Origin of the sequence: Hymenobacter fodinae (assembly GCF_004745825.1) — a bacterium.
Lineage (GTDB): Bacteria > Bacteroidota > Bacteroidia > Cytophagales > Hymenobacteraceae > Hymenobacter > Hymenobacter fodinae.
On the sequence record NZ_SRLA01000002.1, the window covers coordinates 1 to 26,079 of the forward strand.

General features: G+C 54.6%; 20 protein-coding genes and 1 rRNA gene. 15 read left to right on the forward strand and 6 right to left on the reverse strand.

The window, feature by feature from the left end; translation table 11 throughout:
* Nucleotides 1-8 precede the first annotated feature (8 nt).
* Nucleotides 9-120: ribosomal RNA gene (gene rrf / locus EU556_RS07155) — 5S ribosomal RNA — on the forward strand.
* Nucleotides 121-455: 335 nt separating this feature from the next.
* On the opposite strand, the gene EU556_RS07160 is transcribed toward rrf, so the two are convergent.
* The 5 genes from EU556_RS07160 to EU556_RS07180 form a co-directional block, all read right to left on the reverse strand.
* Nucleotides 456-1,733, reverse strand: coding sequence for a M16 family metallopeptidase (locus tag EU556_RS07160; protein WP_135432686.1), 1,278 nt, complete (start codon nt 1,731-1,733; stop codon nt 456-458).
* 11 nt (nt 1,734-1,744) lie between these two features.
* Nucleotides 1,745-2,941: a type IX secretion system outer membrane channel protein PorV gene (gene porV / locus EU556_RS07165; protein WP_135432688.1), complete on the reverse strand. Its 1,197-nt coding sequence runs from the start codon at nt 2,939-2,941 to the stop codon at nt 1,745-1,747.
* 46 nt (nt 2,942-2,987) lie between these two features.
* A complete protein-coding gene (gene porU, locus EU556_RS07170) occupies nt 2,988-6,935 on the reverse strand; it encodes a type IX secretion system sortase PorU (RefSeq protein WP_135432690.1) in 3,948 nt (1,315 codons plus the stop codon).
* A 137-nt stretch (nt 6,936-7,072) separates the two neighbouring features.
* Nucleotides 7,073-7,774, reverse strand: coding sequence for a CDP-diacylglycerol--serine O-phosphatidyltransferase (gene pssA, locus EU556_RS07175; protein ID WP_135432692.1), 702 nt, complete (start codon nt 7,772-7,774; stop codon nt 7,073-7,075).
* A 60-nt stretch (nt 7,775-7,834) separates the two neighbouring features.
* Entirely contained in the window at nt 7,835-8,470 is a 636-nt protein-coding gene (locus tag EU556_RS07180) for an MBL fold metallo-hydrolase (protein ID WP_135432694.1), read from the reverse strand.
* Nucleotides 8,471-8,616: 146 nt separating this feature from the next.
* On the opposite strand from EU556_RS07180, the gene EU556_RS07185 reads away from it, so the two are divergent.
* From EU556_RS07185 to ccsA, 8 genes are all read left to right on the forward strand, one after another.
* Nucleotides 8,617-9,720: an NAD(P)/FAD-dependent oxidoreductase gene (locus EU556_RS07185; protein WP_135432696.1), complete on the forward strand. Its 1,104-nt coding sequence runs from the start codon at nt 8,617-8,619 to the stop codon at nt 9,718-9,720.
* A 30-nt stretch (nt 9,721-9,750) separates the two neighbouring features.
* Nucleotides 9,751-13,032: a PD40 domain-containing protein gene (locus EU556_RS07190; protein WP_135432698.1), complete on the forward strand. Its 3,282-nt coding sequence runs from the start codon at nt 9,751-9,753 to the stop codon at nt 13,030-13,032.
* Between the two features lie 224 nt (nt 13,033-13,256).
* On the forward strand, nt 13,257-13,898 hold the full coding sequence (locus EU556_RS07195; RefSeq protein WP_135434704.1) for a heme exporter protein CcmB: 642 nt from the start codon (nt 13,257-13,259) through the stop codon (nt 13,896-13,898).
* Nucleotides 13,899-14,019: 121 nt separating this feature from the next.
* On the forward strand, nt 14,020-14,724 hold the full coding sequence (locus tag EU556_RS07200; protein WP_262709654.1) for a cytochrome c biogenesis protein: 705 nt from the start codon (nt 14,020-14,022) through the stop codon (nt 14,722-14,724).
* Nucleotides 14,705-14,944 carry a CcmD family protein gene (locus tag EU556_RS07205; RefSeq protein ID WP_210116241.1) on the forward strand — a complete coding sequence of 80 codons (240 nt, stop codon included), beginning with the start codon at nt 14,705-14,707 and terminating at the stop codon, nt 14,942-14,944. Before EU556_RS07200 ends, EU556_RS07205 begins: the two co-directional genes overlap by 20 nt.
* A 133-nt stretch (nt 14,945-15,077) precedes the next feature.
* Nucleotides 15,078-15,506, forward strand: coding sequence for a cytochrome c maturation protein CcmE domain-containing protein (locus EU556_RS07210; protein ID WP_135432702.1), 429 nt, complete (start codon nt 15,078-15,080; stop codon nt 15,504-15,506).
* Between the two features lie 90 nt (nt 15,507-15,596).
* Nucleotides 15,597-16,673 (forward strand): hypothetical protein, encoded by a 1,077-nt coding sequence (locus EU556_RS07215; RefSeq protein WP_135432704.1) that lies wholly within the window; start codon nt 15,597-15,599, stop codon nt 16,671-16,673.
* A gap of 19 nt (nt 16,674-16,692) precedes the next feature.
* Nucleotides 16,693-19,296 carry a cytochrome c biogenesis protein CcsA gene (gene ccsA, locus EU556_RS07220; protein WP_135432706.1) on the forward strand — a complete coding sequence of 868 codons (2,604 nt, stop codon included), beginning with the start codon at nt 16,693-16,695 and terminating at the stop codon, nt 19,294-19,296.
* Between the two features lie 303 nt (nt 19,297-19,599).
* Here the strand turns inward: ccsA and EU556_RS07225 are convergent, their stop codons facing one another.
* On the reverse strand, nt 19,600-22,236 hold the full coding sequence (locus tag EU556_RS07225; protein WP_167855497.1) for a T9SS-dependent choice-of-anchor J family protein: 2,637 nt from the start codon (nt 22,234-22,236) through the stop codon (nt 19,600-19,602).
* 234 nt (nt 22,237-22,470) lie between these two features.
* Between EU556_RS07225 and EU556_RS07230 the strand changes: the two genes are divergently transcribed.
* From EU556_RS07230 to EU556_RS07255, 6 genes are all read left to right on the forward strand, one after another.
* On the forward strand, nt 22,471-23,310 hold the full coding sequence (locus tag EU556_RS07230; protein ID WP_135432709.1) for a Rossmann-like and DUF2520 domain-containing protein: 840 nt from the start codon (nt 22,471-22,473) through the stop codon (nt 23,308-23,310).
* Between the two features lie 65 nt (nt 23,311-23,375).
* The gene (locus EU556_RS07235) at nt 23,376-23,705 is read left to right on the forward strand and encodes a 2Fe-2S iron-sulfur cluster-binding protein (protein WP_135432711.1); all 330 of its coding nucleotides are present in this window, start codon (nt 23,376-23,378) and stop codon (nt 23,703-23,705) included.
* A 100-nt stretch (nt 23,706-23,805) separates the two neighbouring features.
* Entirely contained in the window at nt 23,806-24,042 is a 237-nt protein-coding gene (iscX, locus tag EU556_RS07240; protein ID WP_135432713.1) for a Fe-S cluster assembly protein IscX, read from the forward strand.
* A gap of 81 nt (nt 24,043-24,123) precedes the next feature.
* Nucleotides 24,124-24,627 carry a KdsC family phosphatase gene (locus EU556_RS07245; RefSeq protein ID WP_135432715.1) on the forward strand — a complete coding sequence of 168 codons (504 nt, stop codon included), beginning with the start codon at nt 24,124-24,126 and terminating at the stop codon, nt 24,625-24,627.
* A gap of 138 nt (nt 24,628-24,765) precedes the next feature.
* Nucleotides 24,766-24,960: a cold-shock protein gene (locus tag EU556_RS07250; RefSeq protein WP_135432717.1), complete on the forward strand. Its 195-nt coding sequence runs from the start codon at nt 24,766-24,768 to the stop codon at nt 24,958-24,960.
* 169 nt (nt 24,961-25,129) lie between these two features.
* Nucleotides 25,130-26,038: a geranylgeranylglycerol-phosphate geranylgeranyltransferase gene (locus tag EU556_RS07255; RefSeq protein WP_135432718.1), complete on the forward strand. Its 909-nt coding sequence runs from the start codon at nt 25,130-25,132 to the stop codon at nt 26,036-26,038.
* The last annotated feature ends 41 nt before the right edge of the window (nt 26,039-26,079 follow it).

Consider the following 26,079-nt stretch of genomic DNA (forward strand, 5'->3'; position numbering starts at 1 on the left):
ACACCAGTAATGGTGGCTTTAGCCCGGGTGTTCACCTCTTCCCATTCCGAACAGAGCCGTTAAGCCCCGGAGCGCCCATGGTACTGCCTTCACCGGCGGGAGAGTAGGTCGCCGCCAACCTTACTGACTGCTGAGCCGCTTTTCCTAGCGGGCGAGCTGCGTCCCGGACCTAGTCCGCGAGGATGCGCCGCCGGGGGAGGAGCGGCTCAGTGGCGTTTTAAGTCCCCTAGCCATGGTGAATAAATTGGCCAGAGGATATGATAGAAGAGGCCCAGCACTCCGAGTGTTGGGCCTCTTTCCGTTTATACACAGAGCAATTAACTGTGACTTAGTATTTCTGTATCTTATATGAGTTTGAAGTAGCTAGTTAACTTTAAACTATATGCAAACCACTAATCATAAAGAGAGGCCTAGCACATGCGTGCTAGGCCTCTCTTTATGCTGTAAGTATCAGTTTATTTCTGCGGGCCTGCTACTACCTCGATCATATACTCTGGTGACAGATACTCTTGCGCGAGTAGTCTAAGTGTTGCAGCATCTACCGCCTGCGTCTGCTTGATAAAATCTGAGTAAAAATCGGGTGGTAGGTTGAAGAACACGATGCTCTTGTATTTATCACACTGTTCAAATACAGTACTTAGCTCATTGGCGAATTTGCCAGTCATGTAGTTCTTAACCGTCTGTAGCTCATCAGCCGGAATCAACTCGTCTTGTAACTTCCGCAACTCGTGGTGTACTTCCTTAATGGCAGCATCGGCGCTAGCTGCATTTACATCAGAACCGATGACAAAGCTTGTAGCGTGCTCACGAGGGCCTACGCTGGCATAGATGCCATAGGTGAATCCCTTATCCTCGCGTATGTTTTTCATCAGGCGCGAGCCAAAGTATCCACCTAGCACCTTTACTAGTACTTGTAGCTGGTGGGTCTTTGCATGGCTATTTGCCGGCCACAAGCGGCCAATGCGTAAGGATGCCTGCAAACTACCCGGGACTGTTACGTAGTCGTGGGAAGGGGCACTTGCCGTAGAATTTACGATTGGTGTTGGCGTGGTTCCGACAGCTTGGGTTACACCTAGCGTTTGCTGCAGTGCTTGCTCATGCTGTGGAAGTACATCGCCACACAGGAAAACTTCCGCGCCGGACAGTTGATAGAACTCGTGATGAAAAGCTCTTACTTGTTCAGCGGACACGGCCTGAAACTTACCTTCGTCGAAGACAGTGCCATAAGGGAAGGTAGGCCCGTACAGGTTGCGTGAGAACTGCTCGGCTGCGAGGTAGCTGGTTTTCTGGCGCTCTATTCGCACATTTTGAATGGTGCGAGCTTTTAATTGAGCAAGCTCTACCTCCGGGAAAGTAGGCTCCGTAAGTACATCCAGAAACAGGGGCAGTAAGTTCTCCAGATGACGGCTTAAGCAATAAAGCGTAAGTGTAGCCCGATCGAAGCCTTGCTCACATTCAAGTGAAGCTCCATAGAAAGCTACTTCATCGGCAATCTGACGAGCAGTGCGTGTTCGAGTTCCTTCTAACAGCATCCGGGCAGTTAGCAAGGAGACGCTAGGAGCAGTCTCATACCATTTACCCGCTTTGAAGACCGCCTGCAACCGGATAACTGGCTGAGCTGCGTTGCGAAGAATATGTAGACGAGCTCCATTAGGGAGCAAAAGCACGTCAGCCGCGGGCAGCGTGATGCTGGCCAGCGGCTGAACGGGAGGAGCGACTTTACGGTCGAGCATTCAGTGGTATGTTAGTTGGTAGGCGCTGTATCGGAGGTGCCAAAGGCTTCTTCAAGCGCATTTACGTTGAAGTGAAGAGAGATACGGATTGTGTTAGACAAAGGGTTGTTCTTCTCATTTGGAACCAGATAAGCGGCATCCACTCCCAATACATTGTAGCGTATGCCAGCTCCAAAGCTCAAATATTGGCGATACCCTTTGTATTGGTGCTCATAGAAGTAACCAACACGGGCCATGAGCAGATCGTTGTAAGTATACTCTAGGCCAGTAGCTAAGTTAATTTCGCGCATTTCTTCCTTGAAGCCACCGGGAGCATCACTGAATGACCCTAAAATGGCGGGTACAATGCCTTTCTGTGCACGACGGGCATTCTCATCGAGTACTGATTGCTTGCCAATGTTCGTGGGGTCATTGACATCGTAAAACGGAGTAGGTACTAGCAGCTTGCTGGCATCAAACGCCAGCGTGATTCTATTGTAGGGGTCCAGTTCCTTGGTAATAGCTGTGCCCAACTTCAGATTCATGGGCAGAAAGTCTGGTTGCGCAGCATCGGTATAAGACATCTTATTACCAATGTTAGAAACAGTGCCGCCAAGAGCCAGATTATACTCGCCACCGCCGATAGTCAGGTCCTTAGTATAGTAGGCGCCGAGGTCAACGGCTACTGCTTGGCCGGGCTTGGTATCTGCTAGGCCACCCGTGAGGTTAGAGCGGATGTAGCGAGCATTCAGACCAACGCCGAAGTTGTCGCTGAGCTTCAGTCCGTAGCCTACCGCTAGGGAATACTCTTTGGGGTTGAAGGTAGGGCCCGGAATATTTTGCGCGTTACGGTACTGGATCTGGCCTAGATCAAAGTACATCAGGGTAGCTGACAAGCCTGAGCGTTCCCCAATCTTGTAAGTGGAGCCCAGATACGCCAAACCCATGTCGTTGGCTAGGTTCTGCTGCCAAGGAGTATAGGAAGGGGAGAAACTGTACTTATAGCGCACAAAGCCAAGCTTACCTGGGTTGTGATACCCGGAATTTGCATCGGGGCTGATGGCTACGCCGGCTTCTCCTAGAGCCGCGGAACGCGCATCGGGGCTAACGGTGAGAATAGGAACAGCCGTAGTGATGGCGTTGGACTGCGTTTGAGCCTGAGCGGTGGCAGCTAGGCCTATCAGGCCAGGAAGGAGTGCTAAACGCAGGGGCAGCTTTGTCAAATTCATGGACAGCAGAAAGGTTGTGGCGGAAGGTAGGCGAAAAGCCGCAGTTTTAGTTGAGGATGACAAGTTTTTCGTACTTAGATGCCGTTGCGTTATCTCGTTGCGAGCGTACGCTCACGCGGTAAACATACACGCCGCGGGCCAGCTGATCGTGGTATTCATCGCGGCCATCCCAGCTAATGGCCGCAATGTGAGAACCACTGGCCCCAAGAGAGGTGCCCTGTAGTGTGCGGACGAGTTTGCCAGATACGGTAAAAATCTGCACTTGTATTTCTAGCTCGTCTCCGCTGCGGTTATGATCGAAGTGGAAAGTGGTGGTAGTTGAGAACGGGTTGGGGTAATTGAGCACGTGTTGCAATGCCAGCTTATCTGTGGCAGCAGCAATAAACTCAATGCTTTTTTCCGCTGAATTATTGTAGGTGTCCCAGGCTTTGACTCGCAGCACGTGAGGGCCGGTAGTTAAATCTTTGAACAGATACTTTACCTGCCCGCTTTTGAAATCATTCAGCTCCGACGTGTAGAACGTGTTAAGCACGGTCACCTTGCTGGCATCATTGTCGAGGGTAGCGGTAATATCGTGGCCGATGCCGGAGCCCGCGGTATTGATGCCGCTATCATCTTTGAGTTTTCCGAGCAAGGTGGTGGTGGTACCCGTGAGGCCACCAAATACAAATTGCTCGTTATCCATAAACAAGCGGATATCTGGGGGCAAGGTGTCACGCAGAGCTGACGAAGCAGCGCCGCCTACAGGCACTAACCGGGAGCCGTGGGCATCTTGACGTAGCCCTTCACTGTAAGCGTACAAGCTAATCTTACCTAGGCCTAGGCCATAGTTGATATCCTTCGGTACGACAAAATTGGCAGTAAACTGCCCGTTGGTAACCGTGGCCTGACCATCGTAGATAACATTCTCACGAACCGCAAATCGTTGGTTGGTATCCGAGGGCTCGTTGCCTAGCGTTGAAACGAGGGCTGGCTTCTCGTACACCGTAACCTGCGCGGTACCAGTGAAGTTGGTGTTGCGTTGCCCATTCAGGCGCAATTCGCCGCGGAGCACTACGGGGCTGAGCGCACTAAGTGTATCCGTTTGCGCGGCAGTTACAGGTTTACCATTTAGCTCGGTCAATACTACTTGCTGCTCGGGGTAGGCCAGGCGCATGGATGGGTCACCGAGTAGAGCGTAGTTGCGGTTACCGTCGCCGGTTAAGGCCGCATTTTTAGCCATTTTGATAACTTCTCCTAAACGAGGCATGGTACCATCGGGGCGGCGGCGCAATACGTCGTTTAGAAATTCTGTGGCCAGAAACTGATTGTTGGAAGCATAGACCACTCGCGTAGTGGTAAACAAACCGATAGCACCGCCTTGCGTGTCGGTCAAGCCTTGTTCGCCGGCAGAGGTAAACTCCGGATTATCGTAGGTGCTGAAGTCGCAGGTGCCCGTGAATAGAAACGCCAAGCGGTTGTTGTTTTGCAAGCGCAGTAAGGAAGCCGTGACTAGAATCTGCTCATCGGCCCATTGTTTGGGGCTGCCATGCCCCGTGTAGGTAATAAGCAATGACCCTTGTTCGAACGACTCGTCAACTGCTTTTTCAGCTTGGGGAGAGCGTTGGCCGGCCGCAACTATTGTCTGCGGGTACATATCCAGATATACCTTCCGGATATTATAATCGGGCTCTTTGGCCTCAATCATATTTGCCAGTGGCTCAGCTCCCTTGAGGTCGAAGAGGTTCTGGTCGCCGTCGTCGGTAACAAAGGTGAGGCGGTTGCGCCACTTGCCGTACGCCGCCGGTGCATCGTAGCTTTTCAGCTTCGCCACCACCAACTTAGCCTGCTCAGCATTGCCATACTGGCCTACAGGGGAACGTACTGGTAGGCGGCCAATGCCAATATCAAGCATCTCGGAGCTAGTGCCCGGTAACCATGCCCCTTCGTTGTCATCCAGCAGCCCGTAGTAGTCGTCGGAGGAGTAGCTGATGCCCTGCGCGTTGGGGCGGCTGCCCTGCACAGGATCAAAGCTTTCCTGCGACTCGTACACTGGCACGTAGTTCTGGGCAAGCTGGTCTCCACCACTTGGCAGTCGGTCTTTCCACCACGTAGGCAGCTGGGTTTTGTCGTTCGTAGGGTCGGACTTATAATCGTAAGACGCGTCGCCGAACAGGAGCAAGTACAACTGCCGATTACCAGCGGAGCGGTCATACACCATTTTCATTAGGTCGCGAATGGCCGTTACATCCTGCCCACCAGAGCTAAACTCGTTATAAACCTGACTGGTGGTGACTACCTGAGTCGTGAGACCGTCGTGCTTACGACGATGATCAGCCAGTTCCTCCGCCTGAGCCAAGAACGTGGGGTGGGTAATGATAACCAAATCCAGCTTGCCATCGAGATTCAGAGCGTGCAGGTTTTGCGTTGGCACGCGCCCGAACGTGCGAGGGGAGGGAAAGTTGGCGCTGGGCGTAAAGGCCACAAATTCGCGGAGAGTATCGGTGCGGGCCAAGAAACTGTTGCCCGTAAGCGCTAATGCTGCTGGCACCCGAGGGTTCGTAACGTCCCAGACGGTGACGCCCGTAGCGTTGCTCAGCTCAAACTGGCTGATTGCATTGGGCTTGATATTATCAAAAGAGCGAAACTCCAGCGAGCTGCCCGTAAAACGAAGTTGGCGTTGCGCGTTCAGCTCCAGGTAGTCGAGGTAGCCTTTGGCGCTGGGGTCAGAACTGCTGTTATAGGCTAGGCCTACTTTTATTTCGGAAGGGGTGGCAGCCGGTATTGGGTACGTAAACGTCGTCAGGTTGGTATTCGCCACCTCAGGGTAGGAGCTCGGATAGTTGCTGATGGCACTGACCACTTGGTTGCCCGCCGACTGAGAGTTGATGGTAGCCTGAAAGAATGTGGCTGCCAATGAGGAGGCAACCACAGAACTGGTAACCTGCGCGGTGGTACCCGGCACCAAATCTGTAACCGGGAAGGAGAATGTATTTTGGCTCCCCCCAGAAAATGACTCTCCCAGCCACACCCGCCCCGACTTGAGCAGATTAAACAACTCTCGCTCGTAGAACTGCCGGTCGGTGAAGGTGGTGATGCGGGCCGAAGCGGCGCCACTCACAGCCGGGGCCGTAATTACGCGGCGGCCTACTGCCGGCCCAGCCGTGAGAAAGTAATAAGCCGTATCGGCGTAGGGGTTGAGCTGGTGGCGGAAGCGAAGATTGGTCCCGTCTTGCCGCCAAGTATGCGGCCCGCGGGCATAAAACAAGAAATACTCGTTGTCATCGAAGGAGGCATTCCCATCGCCAACAAACTGCAGGGCGTTTTCGGCTAGGTCGTCGGGGCGGTACACGCTATTGGCCTGGGGAAGGGTGCCCATCGCATTGCCATACAGCCGCAGGCGGCTAGGGTCCAGGCTTTGTACATTGAGACCTAGCGTCCGCAGGGTGGGCTTATCAAGCTTGTACACTCCATTGGCCGGAACTCCAATCTTGAACCACTCGCCGGTACTGAGTACAGAACTGCGCGCATACGTGCGGCCCTGGGTGCCCCGCTGAGCATCGGTGGCAAGAGTGTAGGCGTAGGAGAACGAGGTGAGCTTTTCCGCCTGGCCCGTTTGGGGGTTGCGGCGTAGCGGCTGCACTGTAAGCAGCGTAACAGGCTGGTGCTGTTCGGTGCCACGGAAGAGCGCAAGTACCGGCAGAGTAGGCAGTGAGGCTAAATCAAGTTGCCGGGCCTCCAAGGGTGTCACCGCCACATATACAGCATCGCGCAATTGCCCATCGGCTACGTTGCCTTCGAGGCGGCGCTGAAAGGTGCCGACTTGGTCGCCGAAGCGGTATACTGCCCCCTGAAATGTGGGCACTCGGCGCTGCTGACCGCGCACGAGAACCTCGGCAGTACCGCTCCAGGTGATAGTATTCTGAACAAGTTGTTCCGCGGATTGAGCTGCCGCCGGAGCTACTAACCCTAGAACGGCCAGGCAGGCCAGAATCCAGTTAGTAAAGAGGCGCATAAACAATTCCCATACACAGAGAAAATAGAGGACAGGGACTTTTGCTGCCAACAGCCCCGGCAGGCCTACAGTTCAGAGCAACCCGCTTTCTTAACTGTCGGATACTGGAAATATTGTGGCCTCCAAATAGAGAAATATTAGGCCTTGGCCGGACGTACCAAAGAAAGCAACACGTACAGTAAAATGATGAGCGGAATGGCCGCTACGCCCAGTCCAATTAATAGGCATAGGCTTAGCAATAGAAAGATAAAGCGAACAGAGTTATCCTGCCACCGTAGGTTTTTGAACTTGAGAGCAAATAGCGGCAACTCGGCTACCAAAAGTCCTGATAAAACCACTGCCAGCGCCAGCAGCAACCACGGGTTTAGGATGGTGGACGTGAGGCCAAATGAATCGTGGTGCAGAATAAGTGGTAGGGAAGCCACCACCAATGTGCAGGCCGGAGTAGGTAGCCCAATAAAGGAATCAGACTGGCGGGTATCATTATTGAATTTGGCTAGCCGGAGGGCCGAGAAAATGGTGACGATAAAGCCCGCGTAGGCTAGGTAAGCCGGAACATCAGTTTGGTCTAGGCCACCTTGCAGGAGCTTGTAAAGCATAGCGCCTGGCACTACTCCGAAGGACACTACATCAGCCAACGAATCGAGGTCTTTGCCAATGGGCGACGACACGTGCAGCGCCCGGGCCAGCAGTCCGTCGAAGAAATCAAATACGGCAGCCAGCACAACGAAGTAAGAAGCGTAAACCAGATTGCCGTCGGAGGAGAAGATTTGCGTGAGAGCCAGGCAGCCGGAGAATAAGTTGAGGCAGGTAATGGCGTTGGGAAGATGCTTTTTCAAGTAAGCTGCGAGTAAGTAGAAAGCAGATAGGGGAGTGGCCTAGCGGCCGAAAAATAGCGGTTATTGCAGGAAGGGATTCGCGCGACGCTCGGCCCCAATGGTAGTGGCCGGGCCGTGGCCGGGGTAAACCGTCACGGCATCGGGTAGCGTCAGCAGTTGGGTTCGGATGCTTTCGATGAGCGTGGCATAGTCGCCGCCGGGTAAGTCGGTGCGGCCAATGCTGCCTTTGAATAGCACATCACCGCCGATTACGGTTTGCGTGGGCTCGTGGTAGAAAACCACGTGGCCCGGAGCATGACCGGGGGCAAAGCGTACCTCTAGCTTCGTTTCACCAAAGCGCACGGGCTGGTCAGCCGTCAGGAAGCCGGTGGGCTCAACTGTTTCGAAGCGCGGAAAGCCATAGTTAGGCGCATAGGTAGGCACAGCGCGCAAAGTGCTCAGGTCACCTTCGTGAATGAGAAAAGGCACCTTATAAGTATCTACAATAAATTTATTGCCGAACACATGGTCGATATGGCAATGGGTATTGAGCAGTAATACCACTTCCAGGCCACTGTCGGCAATGAAGGAGCGTAACGCCTCCTGCTCGGCCCGCTCGTAGCAGCCAGGGTCGATAACCACGCACTGGCCAGTGGTATCATGCAGGAGGTAAGTATTTTCGGAAAACGCGTTGAAGGTGAATCCGGAAACGGTCATACGGCAGAGGGTACAGGCCTAGAGCAGGTCAGGCGCAATGAAGCGGGTAAGTTACGCAAGTAGGGACAAACGCCCTGGCCTAGCGGCGCTAGGGTTTTACGCCAAGCGGGTGCGGAGTTCACCGAACCTCACTTACCTTGCCGCTCATGAAACGTGTGGAATACCTGATTATTGGGCATGGCATTGCAGGGGCTACGCTGGCGCAGGAGTTGCGCCGGCGGGGCCGCAGCGTGTTGGTGCTTGATACCCTCCAGCCCAACTCGGCCTCGAATGTAGCAGCGGGCCTCATGAACCCGGTGGCTGGTAAGCGCTACGCCTTGGCCTGGCGCGCTGAAGAATTGCTGCCCGCAGCCACTCAATTTTACCGGGAGCTGGAAACCCGTTTTCAGCAGCTGTTTTTCTATGAAGCCCCTATTCTGAAGCTGTTTTCCTCGGTGGGGGAGCAGAATACGGTGCTGGCCCGCAGCGCCGACCACCCATGGGGAAATTTTGTGCCCAACCCTGACGAGGCTTTGCCCCCGGTGCCGGGACTGCGCAATGATTTTGGGGGGCTGCGTATTGAGCGCGGAGGCCACGTTTTGGTGCGGGAAGTACTAGCTGCACTAGCCGCCGAAGGAATTACGGAGGGCTGGCTGCAGCACGAAACTTTTGCCTGGGACCTGCTTGTTCCGGCTTCGGACGGGCAAAGTGGCTTCATGTACGCAAACCGTGTGCGGGCCGAACACGTTGTGTGTTGTGAAGGAGCTGCGGCCGTTCAAAATCCGTACTTTCAGTGGCTGCCTCTCACCCCTAATCAGGGCGAGGTGCTGACGGTTGAATGCCCGGGGCTTTCTGACCAATATGTTCTGAATAAAGGGGCCTACGTGGTGCCGCTCGGCAACGGGCAGTTCCGGGTGGGCGCCACCTACCGTTGGCCTCCTTTCGCGGTGGGCATCACTCCCGATGCCCGTCAGGAGCTGAGCCAGCGCCTGAAAGCCATGACCGACCAGCCGTTCCTGATAACGGAGCAGCGGGCTGGTGTGCGGCCCGCTGTGCGCGACCGGAAGCCGCTACTAGGGACTCACCCAGTGGTGCCGAACGTGCATATTTTTAATGGTTTCGGTTCTAAAGGAGTGATGATGGCGCCGCGTTTGGCCGCTCTCATGGCTGACTGGCTGGAAAATGACGTTGAGCTGTGGCCCGAAGTCAATATCCGGCGATATTCTGCGTTATATTCTCCGGCACCTGCAGCGGCGGGCGCCGGCTCTTGATTCTCGCTCTTAGCGTTTTAGCTTTCGTATATGAAGCACTTGTCCTTACTATCACGGCGCGGCTACGGTCGGCCGGCTGGCCTAGCAGTTGTAGTGCTAGGCCTCCTGCTTCCTGGAAGTGCAGCCCTGGCCCAAACGGCCCAGGAACCCTTTGGGCGGGTCCGAATACAGTATAAGGAGTTCAACTGGCTGCAGCTTAGTACCCAGAACTTCACTATTTATTATTATGCTGGTGGCGAAGGCAACGCCCGCCACGCGGCCGAGTACGCCGAAAAGGAGCTCCAGCGCATTACTGGCCTCATTGGGTACTACCCGTATTCCAAGACCACCATTATGCTCTACAACTCCGTGGGCGACCTGCGGCAGAGCAACATTGGCCTGGATTCCGACAAGTACCAGACCGGGGGGGAGACTTCCCTTACCCGCCTGACTAAAGTGCAGATTGCCTTCGAGGGCCAGCAGACTAGGTTTAAGCAGGATTTGAGCAACCGGATTACCCAGGTTCTGCTCAATGACATGATGTATGGCGGCTCGCTGAAGGAAGTCATCCAGAGCACCTACCTACTACAGCTGCCAAACTGGTTTATCAGCGGGGCTTCCGCCTATGCTTCCCAGGGCTGGAGCGTGGAGATGGACGAGTACATGCGCACCATGACCAAGGCGCACGACAATAACCGGACGGCTCCTTTCTTCTTGCGCAACCCAGAGCTGGCTGGCCAAAGCGTATGGAATTACATTGCGGAACGCTACGGCTACACCAGCATCCAGAACATTCTCAACCTCACGCGCATCACCCGCGACGTGGAGGTAGGCATTAGTTCTTCCTTGAACGTGCCCTACAAGGTGTTCCTGAAAGACTGGCTCAACTATTACCGGCAACTCAACGCCCAGCCCCAAACCCCATACGTGGAGCCCGACGAGGCTCGGCGGGTAGCCCGCAACAACCGAAAGGGCGTGTTATACTCGCAGCCAGTGGTTAGCCCGAACGGGCAGCGACTGGCCTACGTGCAGAACGACCGGGGCCGCTACCGCGTGATGGTGGTGAATAAGGATGGCAAGGGCCGCGACGTAATTCACCGCGGTGGCTACAAAACCCCTGACCAGGAAGTGGAAACTCGCCTGCCAGTACTGGCTTGGCGTGGCAACGGGCAGGTAGCCGTAGCCGAAATGATGAAGGGCGACATGACCCTGCAACTGCGGAGTGCAGAAGGTGGCCTAGCCAGCATGGCTAGCCGCCTGAAGTCGCTGTTGCCCACCTTTGGCAAGACCACTTCAATTTTCTCGCCCTACTCCCAGATCAACAACCTAAGCTACTCGCCCGATGGCAAGGCGCTGGTGTTTAGCGGCGTGCGTAACGGGCAAACGGACCTGTATCTGCTAAAAGCTGGGAACCGCACCCCGGAAAAAATAACGAACGACATCTTCGACGATGTTGACCCAGCCTTCTTGCCCGGTGGAGCCGGTATTGTGTTTAGCTCCAACCGGTGGCTTGATTCGGCCGGCACGGCGCGGGGCAGTTTCAATACCATTGTCAACAACTATGACCTGTTCCTGTACCACTTAGATGGGCGGGCTCAGCCGGTTGAACCATTGGTAAGCACTATTTCTAACGAAGGTAGCCCCCGGGCTATTTCCGATTCGGAGGTGCTGTTTATTGGGGAAGAGAGCGGCGTGCGCAGCCTGTATCGGCTCTCGTTGGCAACCAAGCAGTACTTACCGGTTACCAGCTTTTTGCCAAACATCAAGCAGTATGACTACAACCCCACAACGGGTACCCTGGGCTTTGTGGCTGCTGAGGATGCACGTGACTACATGTACGTGTACCCCAACTATGCCCTGCCTGCCAACCTGACGCTGTACAAAACGGCTCGTCAGGAAACACTGGAAGACCGCTCTAAGCCAGCGCCGGCCAAGGCAACGCCCCCGCCAAGCCCAACTGCTCCTACCATTGCCAACGCGCAAGAGCAAAATCAGACCCAGCCGGATACCAGCGCGCAGCCTACTGCCCCTCGGCGGACGGACGGTCGCGTAAATACCACTGACTACGAGTTCGACGAAGACATTCCGGCCTCGCGCGGCAGTGCCCCCCGGCGGACCCGACCCGCCACGGCAGTAGCCTTACCGCAGGCGGCTCCGGCGCCAAATATGGGAGTGAATGGTCCTTTCCGGTACGATACGCGCTTCAGCATCGACAATGTGGTGTCGTCGCTATACGTGGATCCGCTGCTGGGCTTTGGCGTAGTAGGCCAGGTTAACATGGCCGACCTGTTTGAGGACCACCGGATTCAGGCGGGCATTTTTGCCCTCACCGACTTGCGGACCAGTAACATTACTGCGCAGTACACCAACCTGAAGCACCGCTACGACTGGAGCTTGGGGTATCAGAAGCAGGCCTACTTTTTTGACGACAACCAAGGTCGGACCCGTTACGGGCGTCATGAGGTGTCGCCGACCCTGGCCTACCCGCTCACCCATAACATCAGCGTAAGGCTAGGGCCACGCTTTGTAAATGTGAGCCGGCAGGTGTTCGGGGACCTCAGCAATACCAGTGATATCAACCGGAGCTACTTAGGCGCCGCCGGGGAATTGATTTTCGACAATTCCATTGCTACTGGCGTAAATATGCTGGAAGGCACCCGAATGAAGATCAGCTACACTAAGCTGAACTCCTTGAATAATAGTACCCCCAATTTCGGAAAGGTTGCCATTGACCTGCGCCACTATCAGAAGATTCACCGGCAATTGATATGGGCTAACCGAGCCAGCTTCGGGCAGTTTATCGGTGGCGGAAATGTGCGGCCTGAGTACCGTTTGGGTGGCATGGATAACTGGCTCAATAATGACTATGAAGGAGGGCGCCCTACTGATTTGCAAGATCCTACTCAGATTTTCTATCAGCAGTTCGTGACCAACCTGCGCGGCTTTAATTACAACAAGCGCACAGGCCCCAAGTATGTGCTGTTCAACTCTGAGCTGCGTTTGCCAATTATTCAGTACTTGTCACGCAAGCCGGTGGAATCGGGTTTCTTCCGCAATCTGCAGCTTACTGCTTTTGGCGATATGGGCACCACATATGCTGGCTCTAACCCGTTCAACGAAAATAACTCCTTCAACACCCAGGTTACGGGGGGAGCGGGCAACCCGTTCACGGCTACAGTTGTGAACTTCCGTAACCCGTTGCTCTATGGCTACGGGGCAGGTATACGCAGCACCATCCTTGGTTTCTACGCCAAAGGAGATGTGGCCTGGGGCCGGGAAGACTACACCGAAAAAGGACCTAAGTTCTACCTGACCTTGGGGTATGACTTCTAGAAACTAGAATCGCCCACAAAAGCCGAAACGGCCCTCTGCTTTGGAAGTAGAGGGCCGTTTTGGTGTATAGCGCAAAATGAAAAGAGCCGTTAAACGGGCTTCCAGAAGGAAGGGTTGTGCTATTCCGGAGTGAAGAGCCGCTAATCCGAGAGTTGGGTTGTATCTTTGCGGTCCTGTTCACCAGCCCTGTTGCCGTGCAGCTCCTCCGCGAGATTTGGTATTTGATGCAGAAGGATTTCCGCTTAGAATGGCGGCAGCGTGCCGCCCTGAACGGGATGCTGCTGTACGTGGGCAGCACCGTATTCGTGTGCTACCTCAGCTTTTCTTTACGCGGTGGCCAACTGCCGGCACCTGCCTGGAATGCCCTCTTCTGGATTGTGTTGCTGTTTTCGGCGGTAAATGCCGTAGCAAAAGGCTTTTTGCAGGAAAGCCGGGGGCGCATGCTCTACTACTATACTGTAGTGCGGCCCCAAGCCGTGATTCTGGCCAAAATCAGCTATAACGCACTATTACTGCTGGGGTTAGCGTTAGTGGCCTTTTCGCTTTATGCCCTAGTACTCGGCAACCCCGTGCAAAACGTAGGGCTGTTTGTAGGCAATGTGCTGCTAGGGGCCGTAGGTTTTGCTAGTACGCTTACCCTGGTTTCAGGCATTGCCGCCAAAGCAACCAACAGCAGTACCCTGATGGCGGTGCTAGGCTTCCCACTGATGGTGCCTATGCTGCTGCTCCTCATCAAGGTATCTAAAAATGCGCTGGACGGCCTAGAGTTTGAGGCCAGCCAAAGCTCATTGCTTACGCTAGTGGCCCTCAACATGATTGTGGGGGCAGTATCGTACTTATTGTTTCCTTTTTTGTGGCGAAGCTGATGGAAAAAGGGTGCAAACAGCTGGTTGTAAGTAGCCTGGAAAATAATGTTATGGCCTCGGAATACTTCAACCGGGCTAGCTGTTATGCTGAAGTGGCGCTGCAACCGGCTGGCTTCTCGTTCTGCAGCAGTCATTTTTTAACTACGCGCTTCTCATGAAAAAGAACTGGTGGAAGGCCTTAGCGGTGGTACTCCTGCTCTACGTGGCCGTAGCGGGGCTACTGATGCCGGTACCCCGGCTGGCTATCCTAAACGAGAGCATCCGGAACCTGTACTTCCACGTGCCCATGTGGTTTGGGATGACATTCATCCTGGTAGCTTCCGTGTATTACTCCGTGCGCTACCTGCGTACTCCTACGCCCGAGCTAGACATTCTGGCCCACGAATCGGCCAAAACAGGTATTCTGATGGGCGTGGTAGGCCTAGCCACTGGCAGTATTTGGGCGCGCTATACGTGGGGGGCGTGGTGGACCAATGATCCGAAGTTGAACGGGGCAGCCATTGCCATGCTCATCTACGGAGCGTATTTGGTGCTGCGGTCTTCTTTCACGGATGAGCAGCAGCGGGCCCGGATATCGGCCATCTACAACATCTTCGCCTTCGCTACAGCCATGCCGCTGTTCTACATTTTGCCGCGTCTCACCGATTCGCTGCACCCGGGTGCGGGCGGCAACCCGGCGTTTGCCAAGTACGACCTCGATAGCAACATGCGGTTGGTATTTTACCCGGCCGTCATTGGCTGGACGCTGCTGGCCTTCTGGCTGGCACAGGTAGCTAGCCGCCTTTCGCTTCTAAAACAGAAAGTATATGAAAAACAGCTTGCCTAAGCTACGCCCTGTGCTATTGCTCCTGCTGGGGCTAGTACTACCTGTGCTGCGCGCCGCTGCCCAGGCCACTTCTGAACCTGAGATGGCCGATACTCTGCGTCACGATGGCAAAATATACGTGGTGGTGGCCGTGATTACGGTAGTTCTAGCCGGGTTGCTTTTCTTCCTCATCTCGCTTGACCGGAAGCTGAGCCGCTTGGAAAAGGAAGTAAAGGAATAGGCCTAGAATCAAATACTCACGCGAAGGAAGGCTGATATAAATCATGCCCAAGCAGTGGATTTCTGTGGACCTTTGCTGACTTCTTTATTGTTCCGATTATCGACCTGTGTAGGGTCGTCCTGTTGCACCGAACATGAAAAAAGCACACATCCTTGCCATTACCGTCATTGCAATGGCCATTGGCATAATTATGAGCGCCGCCGGTGATGCCAGCGTGTACGTCTCATTCCGCGAAGCCCGCGAGCGGGCCGCCGAGGGCAACCTGACCAAGGTGCACGTAGTAGGCCGCTTGCCGCGCGATGGTCGGCAGAACATTATGGGCTTAGAGTATAACCCTACGCTCGACCCGAACTACTTCGCTTTCACATTAGTAGACACGAACCGGATTGCTCAGCGCGTGGTCTATTTCAACCCTAAGCCCCAAGACTTTGATAAGTCGGAGCAGGTTGTAATTACCGGCGCCATGCGTAACAACGTGTTTGTGGCCGATAAAATTCTGCTGAAGTGCCCTTCTAAGTACGTTGAGAAGGATATCAAAGGCGCTACTGCTTCCGTCAACTAACTACATGCTATGACGAAGGAGTACTCACCGCGCCAAGTAAACCAAGCCTCTTCTGGTTGGTGGCGACGCGTGGTAGTTACTCTGCTAGTCATGGCTAACAGTATAGTACTTGTTGCGGCCCAAGCACCCGTCCCGAATGATGACATTGAGCGGCGGCGGGTCTTGCACCTTAATGAGCCAATTACGTCCTCTACAGCCGGCTGCACGGTACAATGGAAGTGCGTTGATGAGCGCCTGACGGGGAAGTGCATTGAGTACCACAACGACCAATGGTTTGAAGTTATCCCCACGGTTACGGGCCACTACTTCGTTAACATTAGTGCGCAACGTTGCCGCGACACGCGCGGGGTGCAACTCGTCGTTCTGACGGGTGAACCGTGTCAGCCAAAAACTTATCAGGTACTAACCTGTGCTTCGTTGGGCAGTCAGGATGATGTGTTTGTGACGCTCGATGGACTTCGGGCCGGGCAACGCTACCTGCTGAATGTGGATGGCTACCTGCACGACTACTGCTCTTTCCAGCTCACAGTGAGCGACAAGCCGCAGGGCGTGCCAGCCCTCGTGCCACCCAATGTGGCCAGCGTGGTGCCTACTGTTAGCCCCATTGTTAATCTGCAATGGACGCTACCAGATTCTTTGGTTGGAACCAGTCAGTTTCGGGTGTTGCGGCGGGAGTTAACGGAGTTTCGGTCTGCGGAGCGGAATACTCAGCCCGTGCGACGTACCACGTACGGAGCTGCCGGAGTGGCCTACACATATCAAGAAACTTTGGATAAGCCGGGGCGCTACCTCTACCAAATTGTTGCGGAGGGCACCGATAGCCAGCCGCCGGTGTTGGTGCAGCAGCGGTGGGTGGCCTACAGTCACCTTATGCCCATGCAGCGCGACACCGCGTTGCGTTACTTGCAGGTGCCGCTAGGCCAGTACAAAGCCGGGGCTAAACTATCGGTAGTAGCTACTGATGCGGCCTCGGGCCGGGTGATGGGAAACCGTCAGATTATCAAACAGAAAAAGATTGAGCAAATCAGCCTGCTGCCGGTTGTACTTTTGCAGCAGCAAGGAGTGCAGAAGGTGCGGGTCCGAATTACTCAAACCTATGGCCCCGGCCAACCTCCTACTTCAGATGAGCTGACACTTGTGGTGCCGGCCCCATCTTCTTCCCAGTAACATCAGAACCACGATTCTCATGCTAAACACCTTCATCGGCGACGCCGGGCACCTGAGTGTCATCGTTGCTTTTGTGGCAGCCACGGTAGCGGCGTATTCCTACTACATGGCGTCGCGCAACCAGCCCCTGGGCGAAACCGATGCCTCCTGGCTGCGGATCGGGCGCGGAGCTTTCTTGCTGCATGGCGTAGCGGTGGTATCAGTCATTGCGTGTCTGTTTACCATTATTTACACCCACCGCTACGAGTATTACTACGCCTGGAGCCACAGCAGCAACCACCTGCCGGTGCATTACATGATTTCCTGCTTCTGGGAAGGGCAGGAGGGGTCTTTCTTGCTCTGGATATTCTGGCAAGTAGTGTTGGGCTTCTGCATCATGCGCTTCAATAAGCGCTGGGAGGCACCCGTAATGGCCATTTTTGCCGGCGTGCAGCTCTTCCTCACGTCTATGATTCTGGGCGTAGTGTTGGGCGGTGTAAAAATTGGCTCTTCGCCGTTTATTCTGCTGCGCGACTTCCTTGACATTCCCGTTTTCAAGACCAACCCCAACTTTATACCTAAAGATGGCACTGGCCTGAATGCCCTGCTGCAGAACTACTGGATGGTAATTCACCCTCCCACGCTGTTCTTGGGTTTCGCGCTTACGTTGGTACCGTTTGCCTTCGCCATTGCGGGCCTCTGGAAAGGTGAGTATACGAAGTGGGTACGACCTGCTTTGCGCTGGACGCTGGTAGGTGGCCTAGTGCTGGGCGTAGGTATCATGATGGGTGCCTACTGGGCGTACGAAACGTTGAACTTCGGCGGCTATTGGAACTGGGACCCGGTAGAAAATGCCGTGTACATTCCATGGTTAGTGCTGGTAGCCTCCTTGCATGGCCTTGTGCTATGGCAGCGGAGCCGCACGGCCCTGCGCACTTCTTTTGTGCTGGTCATTGCTACTTTCCTGCTGGTACTCTACGCTACCTTCCTGACTCGGAGCGGCGTACTGGGCAATGCCTCCGTGCACTCATTCACCGACCTAGGCCTCTCGGGGCAGCTGATTATTTACCTGGGTGCTTTCGTGGTATTGGCTATTGCGTTGCTGGCTTACCATTGGAAGCAGATTCCGATTTCTGAGAAAGAGCTGACTACTTACAACCCCGAGTTGTGGGTGTTTGTAGGCGCTACTGTATTGTGCTTGGGGGCTTTCCAGGTATTGGTGACGACTAGCATCCCGGTATACAATGCCTTCCTAGGCTTCATCGGCGTTAAATCTAACCTGGCATTGCCCGCCGATCAGATTCAACACTACACCAAGATTCAGCTGTGGATGGGAGTAGGCGTAGCCTTCTTCTCTGGCCTAGCGCAGATTATGTGGTGGCAGAAGAACGATAAGTCTTCGCTGACCAACTCTCTGACGGTACCCGGTATTCTAAGCCTGCTCAGCGCTGCCCTCGTTATTTTGCTGGTGCAGTACTTCGGCATGACGATGAACCTGACCTACATCGTGCTGCTCACTACCGGCATGTTTGGGGTGCTAGCCAACCTGAGCATGGTACTTACACTGATGCGCCGGAAGGTGAGCCTGTCAGGTGGGGGCGTGGCTCACATCGGTATTGCGTTGATGCTATTGGGTATCCTGGCTTCGGCGGGCTATTCCAAGATCATTTCGCAAAATGTATCCGGGCTGCTGTACTCTCGTGAGTTCCCCGAGGAAACCAACCGCGACAACGTGTTGCTGTGGCGCAACGACAAGGCGCCCATGGGCAAGTACGATGTGAGCTATACCGGTCAGTACCTAGAGGCTGATAAAGTCCCCGGCTACATAGACAAGCAGCTGCTGTTCCAGACCGCCGACGAATACAAAGCCCTGGCCCGTGCCGACATTAAGCGCGGTGACAAGGTGTATTACAAGGCTGGTGATACGGTGGAGATTCAGCCCGAAAACACGTATTACCGGGTAGAATATAAAGACCGCAAAACCGGAGAAGCCTTCGTGCTTTATCCGCGCGGCCAGGTGAACGAGCAGATGGGTGGCCTACTGGCTTCGCCCGACATCAAGAAATTCCTCGACCACGACATTTACTCGCACATCAGCGCAGTGCCCCCGCCCGATAAGGAGAAGGACTGGAGTGAGGTGAAAGAGCACGTGTTGAGCGTAGGCGACACGATTTTCCTGAATGACTACTTCGCTGTGTTCCGGGGAGTGGAGCCTGCGCACCAAACGGCTGGCTTAGGCCTCGCAAAAGGTGATTTGGCTATTCAAGGCGACTTCCTGGTGTTTGGCGAAAATCGGCAGTACCATGTGCACCCAGTGTTTGTGGTACGCAACCGTATGATTGGCCGCGTACCAGACGAAGTAGATGACCTGGGCTTGCGCCTAAGCTTCCTGAACGTAGACCCCACTAAGGGCAAGTTTACTTTTGGGGTGAGCACCACGCAGAAGGACTACATCATCCTGAAAGCAGTTGAAAAGCCCTTCATCAACCTGCTTTGGAGCGGTACACTACTTATGGCGGTTGGCTTCGGGATGGCCATCTACAAGCGTCGGCGCGACGTGGACGTGGCTTTGAAGCCCACGCAACCCGAGTCGGATGCTGCCCCGCGGCCCCGGCCTATTCAGAAGAAGCGCCAAGCCGCTTAAGGTTGTAACCCGAAGTACTCTATAAGCAAACAGTCCCGGCTACGAAAGTTGCCGGGGCTGTTTGCTTATAGAGTCAATGAAGTGGCCTAGACGCCCAATGCATCGCGTAGGAATGTCGTAACCACAGTGCTGAGCTATGCTCTAGGCCAGTAGGTGTAAAGCAGGCTTCAGGGTAACACTTTCTATACAGTAAGCGGCGTGGAGTTAAACAAGGTCAACTTCTGAAAGTGTGTACGATAATACTAGAGCATAAAAAAGGGCGCTAATCAGCGCCCTTTTTTATGCTCGGTGTAATAAGCCGAATTACTTCTGCACTACAATATTGCGAATCATGTAGTCGCTGCCTGACAACACTTTTAGAGTGTACATGCCGTTGGCCAGGGAAGAGAGGTCAAGCCGATTCTCGGAGTTGTCGCGGATGGTGGCGGTGTGCACGCGCTGGCCTAGCAGGTTCGTTACTTCCACCTGCATGGCTCCTTTAGCCTTAGCCCCACGTACTTCCACCGTGAACAGGCCAGCTGATGGGTTGGGATACACATTCACCGCCCGTACTAGGGCATCAGATACGCCCGTCACTACTGAGTTGATAGCAACGTCATCGACGTACAGGTTAAACTGATCGGGGGCGCTGTACGCATGGAAACCAATGTATACGGTACCATCGGCGGCGGGTGTGATTGGCAGAACCTGGTTAGCGCTGGTGCCGCCCGTAGTAGTAACTAGGGCGGTGTTGGTGATATTCTCGTTTCTCCACAGCAAGTTTGTTTGTCCAGCCGGGGTTGTGGTAGCACCGTACTTCACCTCCAGCTTTTCAGCAGTTGCGAAGGTGGTGGCATCGGTCTTATACTTAAACGACAGCTGGTAGCGCGAGCCTGCCCGCAATGCTAAAGCCGGGGTGAAAAACCAGTCGTCGGCGCCTTTGGTTGCGTCGGTGCTATTGTAGCTATACACCATGGCATTGGCCTGTGTGATGTTGCCACTAGCAGCAGTAGGCGTTTTCCAGGTATTATTATCGGCGTTGATGTCGGCCACTGTGATGCCGCAGGGCAATTGTAGTCCAACGGCCACCGTGCCGAAATCTTCAGCATATGGGAAAGCACTGATAACGGGCGGCGTGCAAAGCGTAGTGAAAGCAGTAGGTCCTACCAGGGTACTCTGATCAGTGGTACCGCAGGTGCTTCGCACGTACAAGTCGTACGTGGTGGAAGCAGTAAGGCCGGTTAAAGTAAACGGCGAGGACGGGGCCGTTACGGTAGTGCCCCCGCTGGCCGGGTTGAAGCCGCGGGGACCATAAATGAGGGTGTAGCCGGTTGCATTGGCCGGGCCCGTGATGCTGACAACTGCTGTAGTGGCGGAGGCATTGCTTACCGAAACCGCGGAAGGCTGAAAGCACGTTGGCGGGGCGCCCGTAACCGCTTCAATCATAAAGCGACCAAAGCTTCGGGAGCTGACATCATTTGCATCAGTGATGCCGCCTTGCAGATCAGTGGTGAAAAAAGTGCCGGGTCGGGTTGGAACCTCGGTCTGCAGCGCCATTGGGTAAAAGGCGGTAGTGCCAGCAGGAGCTACGGCCTGGGCCAAACCCACGTGAAAGTTACCGGGTGAAACGACAACCGGCGCGGGGAACGTAAACGTCTTGTACGCATTCAGATCAGCGGTAGTAACCACATAGTCTGCGCTGCGGGCCAAAATAGCGCCACTGTTGTCCATCACCACCCCGTAAACCGTGCGGCCCACAGAATTTGCGTCGGAGAGCTGCGCATTCACCGCAGTTACAACGCGTGTAGTATTCGTGTTGTAACGCACTGCAAAAATTCCCCCTAGCGTAACAGTCCGGCCTAGGCCACCTAAAGAAGGCACGCCAGCTTCGGCTACTGAATAGGTGTCCGTAGTTACCTGCTGCCTATAGGTAGCGGTATTGTTAGAGTTGTTATCATCATTGTCAACGCTGACACTGATAGTGTTATTCCCTTGAGCAGTAGGGGTAAACGCGTCAAACGACAAAATGCCTTCGAGCCCTACTGACAGCGAAGGAATAATCTTGCTATTCGTGAAGCTATTTGCGCCGGTTACCGTGAGCGTAACCCGCACATTCGCCATGTCACTGAAGCCTTCATTGCGCACATATGCTCTGATAACGTGCGGAGTAGCAGAAGCGAGCGGAAGTTTACCTAGGCTATAGACAGCCAGTATGCTGGCATCATTTGCTTTCTGAGGCTCAAACCGATACGTACGACCAGCATCTGGCAAAGCAGCCTTTCGGATGTTGTGCGCATTGCCCGTGTAAAGGCCGGGTACGAAGCTAGCGAGGCTCCAAGCTTGCGTAGATCCTTTGGTGACCGAGATGAGCTGGGTAGTACTGGTGCCAGAGCCTTTAATGCCAACCCCTACGGATTTAAAGGTATCAGCGCCCGGACCAGCTGTTGCACTACCGTACACAAACTCAATCCGGTTGAGCGTTTCGTAGAGCTTAACTTGAAACTGAAAATTATCAAGCTGCTTGCCGATGCTGCCGGAAAGCTTGTCACTTACGTTCTTCCACTGAATAGTGCAGACCCGGTTGGGGGCGGTGCCAGAAGTAGCTACCCGGTACTCCGCCGTAGCACTCGTGGCCGATTCTAAATCCACGTTGAAAGGCAGCAGCAGATTAGTTTCAGCGGCCGTATTGATTGGGCCACCCGTGGTAACTTGCGGGCCATTGTAATAGTACGGCGCGGCTGGTGCTGCAGTGCCCAGCTTTATATAGCCGTTCGTGTTCAGGACAAAGTCCGTGAAGCTTTGGCCATTGTAGTTGAAGGTAAAACCAATAGGTTGTGCTGCTGAATTAGCATCATCTGTATTGGCCGTAGCGATAATTGTACCGGTGCTGCCTAAGTCGGTGTAAGTTCCTGCTACATTGCTAGCAGACGCTAACGGATAATTTAAGGTTTGAGCATGCACCGCCGTGGCACCTGAGCCTAGGAAAGCCGCAAGTAGGACTTTACGCCAGGGTGCTATAAACCTTGTTGTGTACGAGTTTCTCATGCAAGCAAAAAAGGATGAAAGAGGATGAAATATCAGACGAATGAGCATGACTGTTAAGAGCACACTCTAAAGTGACAAGGTCTTAAATTTCTGCTAAAAAATCCTGCTTATTCCTTGTGACTGCGCAATGTTTAACGCCAAACCTTACGAATGTCAAATTCATTAATTGAGCCACCCGAGGTCGGGAAATTGCGCATCGTTTTGCTCGGCGCCGGCCGGGTGGCGCAGCACTTGGCTACTGCCCTGCACCAAGCCGGACACACAGTGCTGCAGGTCTGGAGCCGAACGCTCAGCTCCGCTGAAGCCGTAGCTCGCCAACTGCCGGAAACCGCCGCTATTACCGATAGCACCGCTCTGGCCGCCGCCGACCTGTACATCGTAGCCGTGCCCGATGCGGCCGTGCCTGCCGTTGTGGGAGCGGCGCATTTCCCGGCGGGGGCATTGGTGGTGCACACGGCTGGCGCTCTACCGCTCAGTGTATTTGAACAGTGGCCTAGCGTGAGGGGCGGTGTGCTATACCCGGTTCAAACGTTTAGCCCGGGCCGCACAATAGAATGGCAAACCGTGCCACTGTGCGTGGAAGCCGCTGATATAGCAGGGGAAGCCACATTACTAGGCCTAGCCAACACGCTAAGCGCCGACGTGCGCTTGGTAACTACCCCGCAACGGTTGCGCCTACATATTGCGGCTGTGTTTGCCTGCAACTTTACCAATCATTTGCTGGGCATCAGCCACGCGCTTTTAACCCACGATGCGCTGCCGGTAGATCTGCTTGCGCCCTTGGTGCGTGAAACCATTGATAAGGCCCTGGTGGAGCCACCCTTCCAAGTGCAAACTGGCCCAGCGGCCCGTCACGACCAGACTACGCTAGCTCGCCACGAAGCTGCGCTGGCAGCCTATCCGGAGTGGCAAATTTTATATAAAATGTTGTCAGACAGCATTCAGCGGCAAGCGAGCAACGAAGCGCAAAACAACGAAGGGGCTTTTTAGCTTTGATTCCGGGGGAGGGGTATGTACCTTCGTGCCCGCATTTTGCCCGCTTCAACGCGCTACTCGTGAAAGTCGTTAATATCACCTTTAAGTTTCAGGACGGCCAGCCCGATCAAACTCATGTGGCCGCCCAGGGCGAATCTGTACTCGACGTTGCCCTCAACAACGACATTCAGCTGCAGCACAACTGCGGCGGCGTGTGTGGTTGCAGTACTTGCCACGTATACATTCTGCAAGGAGAAGAAGACCTCCCAGAAATCAGCGACAAGGAAGAGGACTTCATTGACCGGGCCGTAGATCCACGTATCAATTCTCGTCTTGGTTGCCAGTGTGTTGTGCAAGGCAATCAGGATGTGGTGGTAATGATTCCGCCCCAGAACTTCCTAGGCCACTAATTCTCAGCTGTGCGTTGCCTGATTGTTGTCGTAAGCAACTTATGGCCCTGGCCACCCGGCAACTCTAGGCTGATACCTGCTAACTCACCCCCGAATTCCAATGAATCACTTTGAGCCACCCATTAAGTGGAGCGACCATGAAGATATTGCCATGGCGCTGTACGAGAAGTTCGGTGACGACTTCAACGAGGCTAAAATCTACCGCATCCGCTTCACCGACCTGCTAGAATGGGTTCTGACGTTGCCCAACTTTGAGGGTACCCGTGAGCAGGCTACGGAAGGCCACCTGGAGCAAATTCAGGCTAAGTGGGTATACGAGTGGCGCGATAATCAATAAGGTACTGGCCTAGCACCGCCTCGGCGCCTGCTGAGCTACCTTTGGCCCGCTCCGGCGGCAGAATACCTATTTGTCATCAGTATGAGTGGACATAGTACTACGCTTGACTTATCAGTTATCAAGGCTTTTGTGTTGGATGTCGACGGAGTACTAACCGACGGTACCCTGCTGGCTTTCAACTCCGGTGAGCAAGCGCGCGCCTTTCATATCCGCGACGGGTATGCTATTCGGCATGCATTGCGCCAGGGTTACCGCATTGCGGTAATCTCGGGGCGAGAGGAGGAAGGCGTCCGGAAGCGGCTGGAGTCGTTGGATATTCGCGACATTTTCTTGGGGGTAGATGATAAGATGAAGATCTTCAACAACTACATCAATACCTACCGCCTCGACCCCGCCCACATTGCCTACATGGGCGACGACGTGCCTGATGCCGAAGTAATGCGCCGTTGCGCCGTGGCTGCCTGCCCCGCCGATGCGGCCCGCGACGTGCGCGAAATCAGCAACTATACCGCCGAGTTACGCGGTGGCCACGGGGCCGTTCGGGAGTTGATTGAAGACGTTATGCGTACCCAGAAAACCTGGTAGGCCTAGCCAAGCGGCCTATTCTCCGCCGCAACATTAGCAGTAGAAAAGCACAACCCCGTCCTGTTCAGGCGGGGTTGTGCTTTTCCAAAATCCCTCTATATTTACCCACCAATCATTCACACCATTTCTTTTTATTTCATGAAAACAGGAACCGTAAAATTCTTTAATGAGTCGAAGGGCTACGGCTTCATTACGGAAGACGGCTCGAAGGAAGACTTCTTCGTCCACATTACCGGCCTTAACGGGGGCCAGATCCAGCAGAACGACCGCGTTGAGTTTGAGACGCAGGAAGGCCGCAAAGGTGTTAATGCGGTGAATGTGAAGAAAGTGTAGACTTCGGTCTGCTCAGATGATTGTAACAACTGAGCAAAGCCCCTCCCGCTTCCGGGAGGGGCTTTCTATTGCTAGGCCAGTTCTACTGGTTGAGCTTAGGGCGGTTTAGCCGTCTTTCAATTTAGCTGGGTGCATCTTTGCAGCCATTACCAGTATTGTTCCTTTTCCGATGGCTGCCCCTGACCTTCCCCGCTCCAACCAGCCGCCTATGGCGGAACCTGGGCCGTTGCGGCGGCTAGCCCTCTTGGTGCGGCTGCCCAACCTGCTGATTATGGCCTTGTGCCTGCTGCTGGTTCGGAAAGCGCTGTTGCTACCTCAGGCCAGCTGGGCTCAGGTACTTGCTCCCTCGTTTGCGTTGCTGGCGCTGGCCGCCCTGAGCATAGCGGCGGCCGGCTATATAATCAACGATTACTACGACGTAAAAATTGATGCTATCAACCGTCCCGACCGGTTGGTGGTGGGCAAGGGGGTAAACCGACGGCATGCCATGGTTGCCCATTTGCTGCTTTCGGGGTTAGGGGTACTGGTAAGTGGGGCGTTGTCGCCGTTGCTGGGCCTGGTCAATCTGGGTTCGGCGTTGTTGCTGTGGGGGTATTCTGTGCGGTTCAAGCGGGTGGCCTTGGTGGGCAACGTTAGTATTGCCGCCCTTACGGCCGCGCTAGTGCTGCTGCCAGAGCTGCAGCTGCGTGTAGGAACCAAGCCCGTGTGGCTCTATGCGTTGGCCGCCTTTCTACTGACGGTGGTGCGCGAAATACTAAAGGATATTGAAGACATGCGCGGCGATGCCGAGCATGATTGCCACACGCTACCCTTGGTAGTAGGCGTGCCCCGCACCAAATGGGTGGCAGCTTTCTTCCTGGCTTGCCTAGGGGTCCTGATTATCGGCGTAGAAAAAGTGCTTGTCGAAACCGAGCAATGGGCCCTGGCGGGGTGGTTGTTCTTGCTGGTGCTGGTGCCACTAGGATGGATGGCCGTGCAACTGCGACGGGCCGACCGCCGTCGGCATTTTGCGCAGTTAAGCACTGGGTGTAAGCTGGTGATGTTGGCGGGAGTTCTCTCCATGCTGCTAGTAGGGTAAAACCGCAGAGGCTACTGTTGCGTTAGCTGAGAAGTTCGGTT

Coding starts and splice junctions, on each gene's coding strand:
- EU556_RS07160 (WP_135432686.1), bottom strand. CDS start 1,733: ATGCTCGACCGTAAAGTCGCTCCTCCCGTTCAGCCGCTGGCCAGCATC.
- porV (WP_135432688.1), bottom strand. CDS start 2,941: ATGAATTTGACAAAGCTGCCCCTGCGTTTAGCACTCCTTCCTGGCCTG.
- porU (WP_135432690.1), bottom strand. CDS start 6,935: ATGCGCCTCTTTACTAACTGGATTCTGGCCTGCCTGGCCGTTCTAGGG.
- EU556_RS07180 (WP_135432694.1), bottom strand. CDS start 8,470: ATGACCGTTTCCGGATTCACCTTCAACGCGTTTTCCGAAAATACTTAC.
- EU556_RS07185 (WP_135432696.1), top strand. CDS start 8,617: ATGAAACGTGTGGAATACCTGATTATTGGGCATGGCATTGCAGGGGCT.
- EU556_RS07190 (WP_135432698.1), top strand. CDS start 9,751: ATGAAGCACTTGTCCTTACTATCACGGCGCGGCTACGGTCGGCCGGCT.
- EU556_RS07195 (WP_135434704.1), top strand. CDS start 13,257: ATGCAGAAGGATTTCCGCTTAGAATGGCGGCAGCGTGCCGCCCTGAAC.
- EU556_RS07205 (WP_210116241.1), top strand. CDS start 14,705: ATGAAAAACAGCTTGCCTAAGCTACGCCCTGTGCTATTGCTCCTGCTG.
- EU556_RS07210 (WP_135432702.1), top strand. CDS start 15,078: ATGAAAAAAGCACACATCCTTGCCATTACCGTCATTGCAATGGCCATT.
- EU556_RS07215 (WP_135432704.1), top strand. CDS start 15,597: ATGGCTAACAGTATAGTACTTGTTGCGGCCCAAGCACCCGTCCCGAAT.
- ccsA (WP_135432706.1), top strand. CDS start 16,693: ATGCTAAACACCTTCATCGGCGACGCCGGGCACCTGAGTGTCATCGTT.
- EU556_RS07230 (WP_135432709.1), top strand. CDS start 22,471: ATGTCAAATTCATTAATTGAGCCACCCGAGGTCGGGAAATTGCGCATC.
- iscX (WP_135432713.1), top strand. CDS start 23,806: ATGAATCACTTTGAGCCACCCATTAAGTGGAGCGACCATGAAGATATT.
- EU556_RS07245 (WP_135432715.1), top strand. CDS start 24,124: ATGAGTGGACATAGTACTACGCTTGACTTATCAGTTATCAAGGCTTTT.
- EU556_RS07250 (WP_135432717.1), top strand. CDS start 24,766: ATGAAAACAGGAACCGTAAAATTCTTTAATGAGTCGAAGGGCTACGGC.
- EU556_RS07255 (WP_135432718.1), top strand. CDS start 25,130: ATGGCTGCCCCTGACCTTCCCCGCTCCAACCAGCCGCCTATGGCGGAA.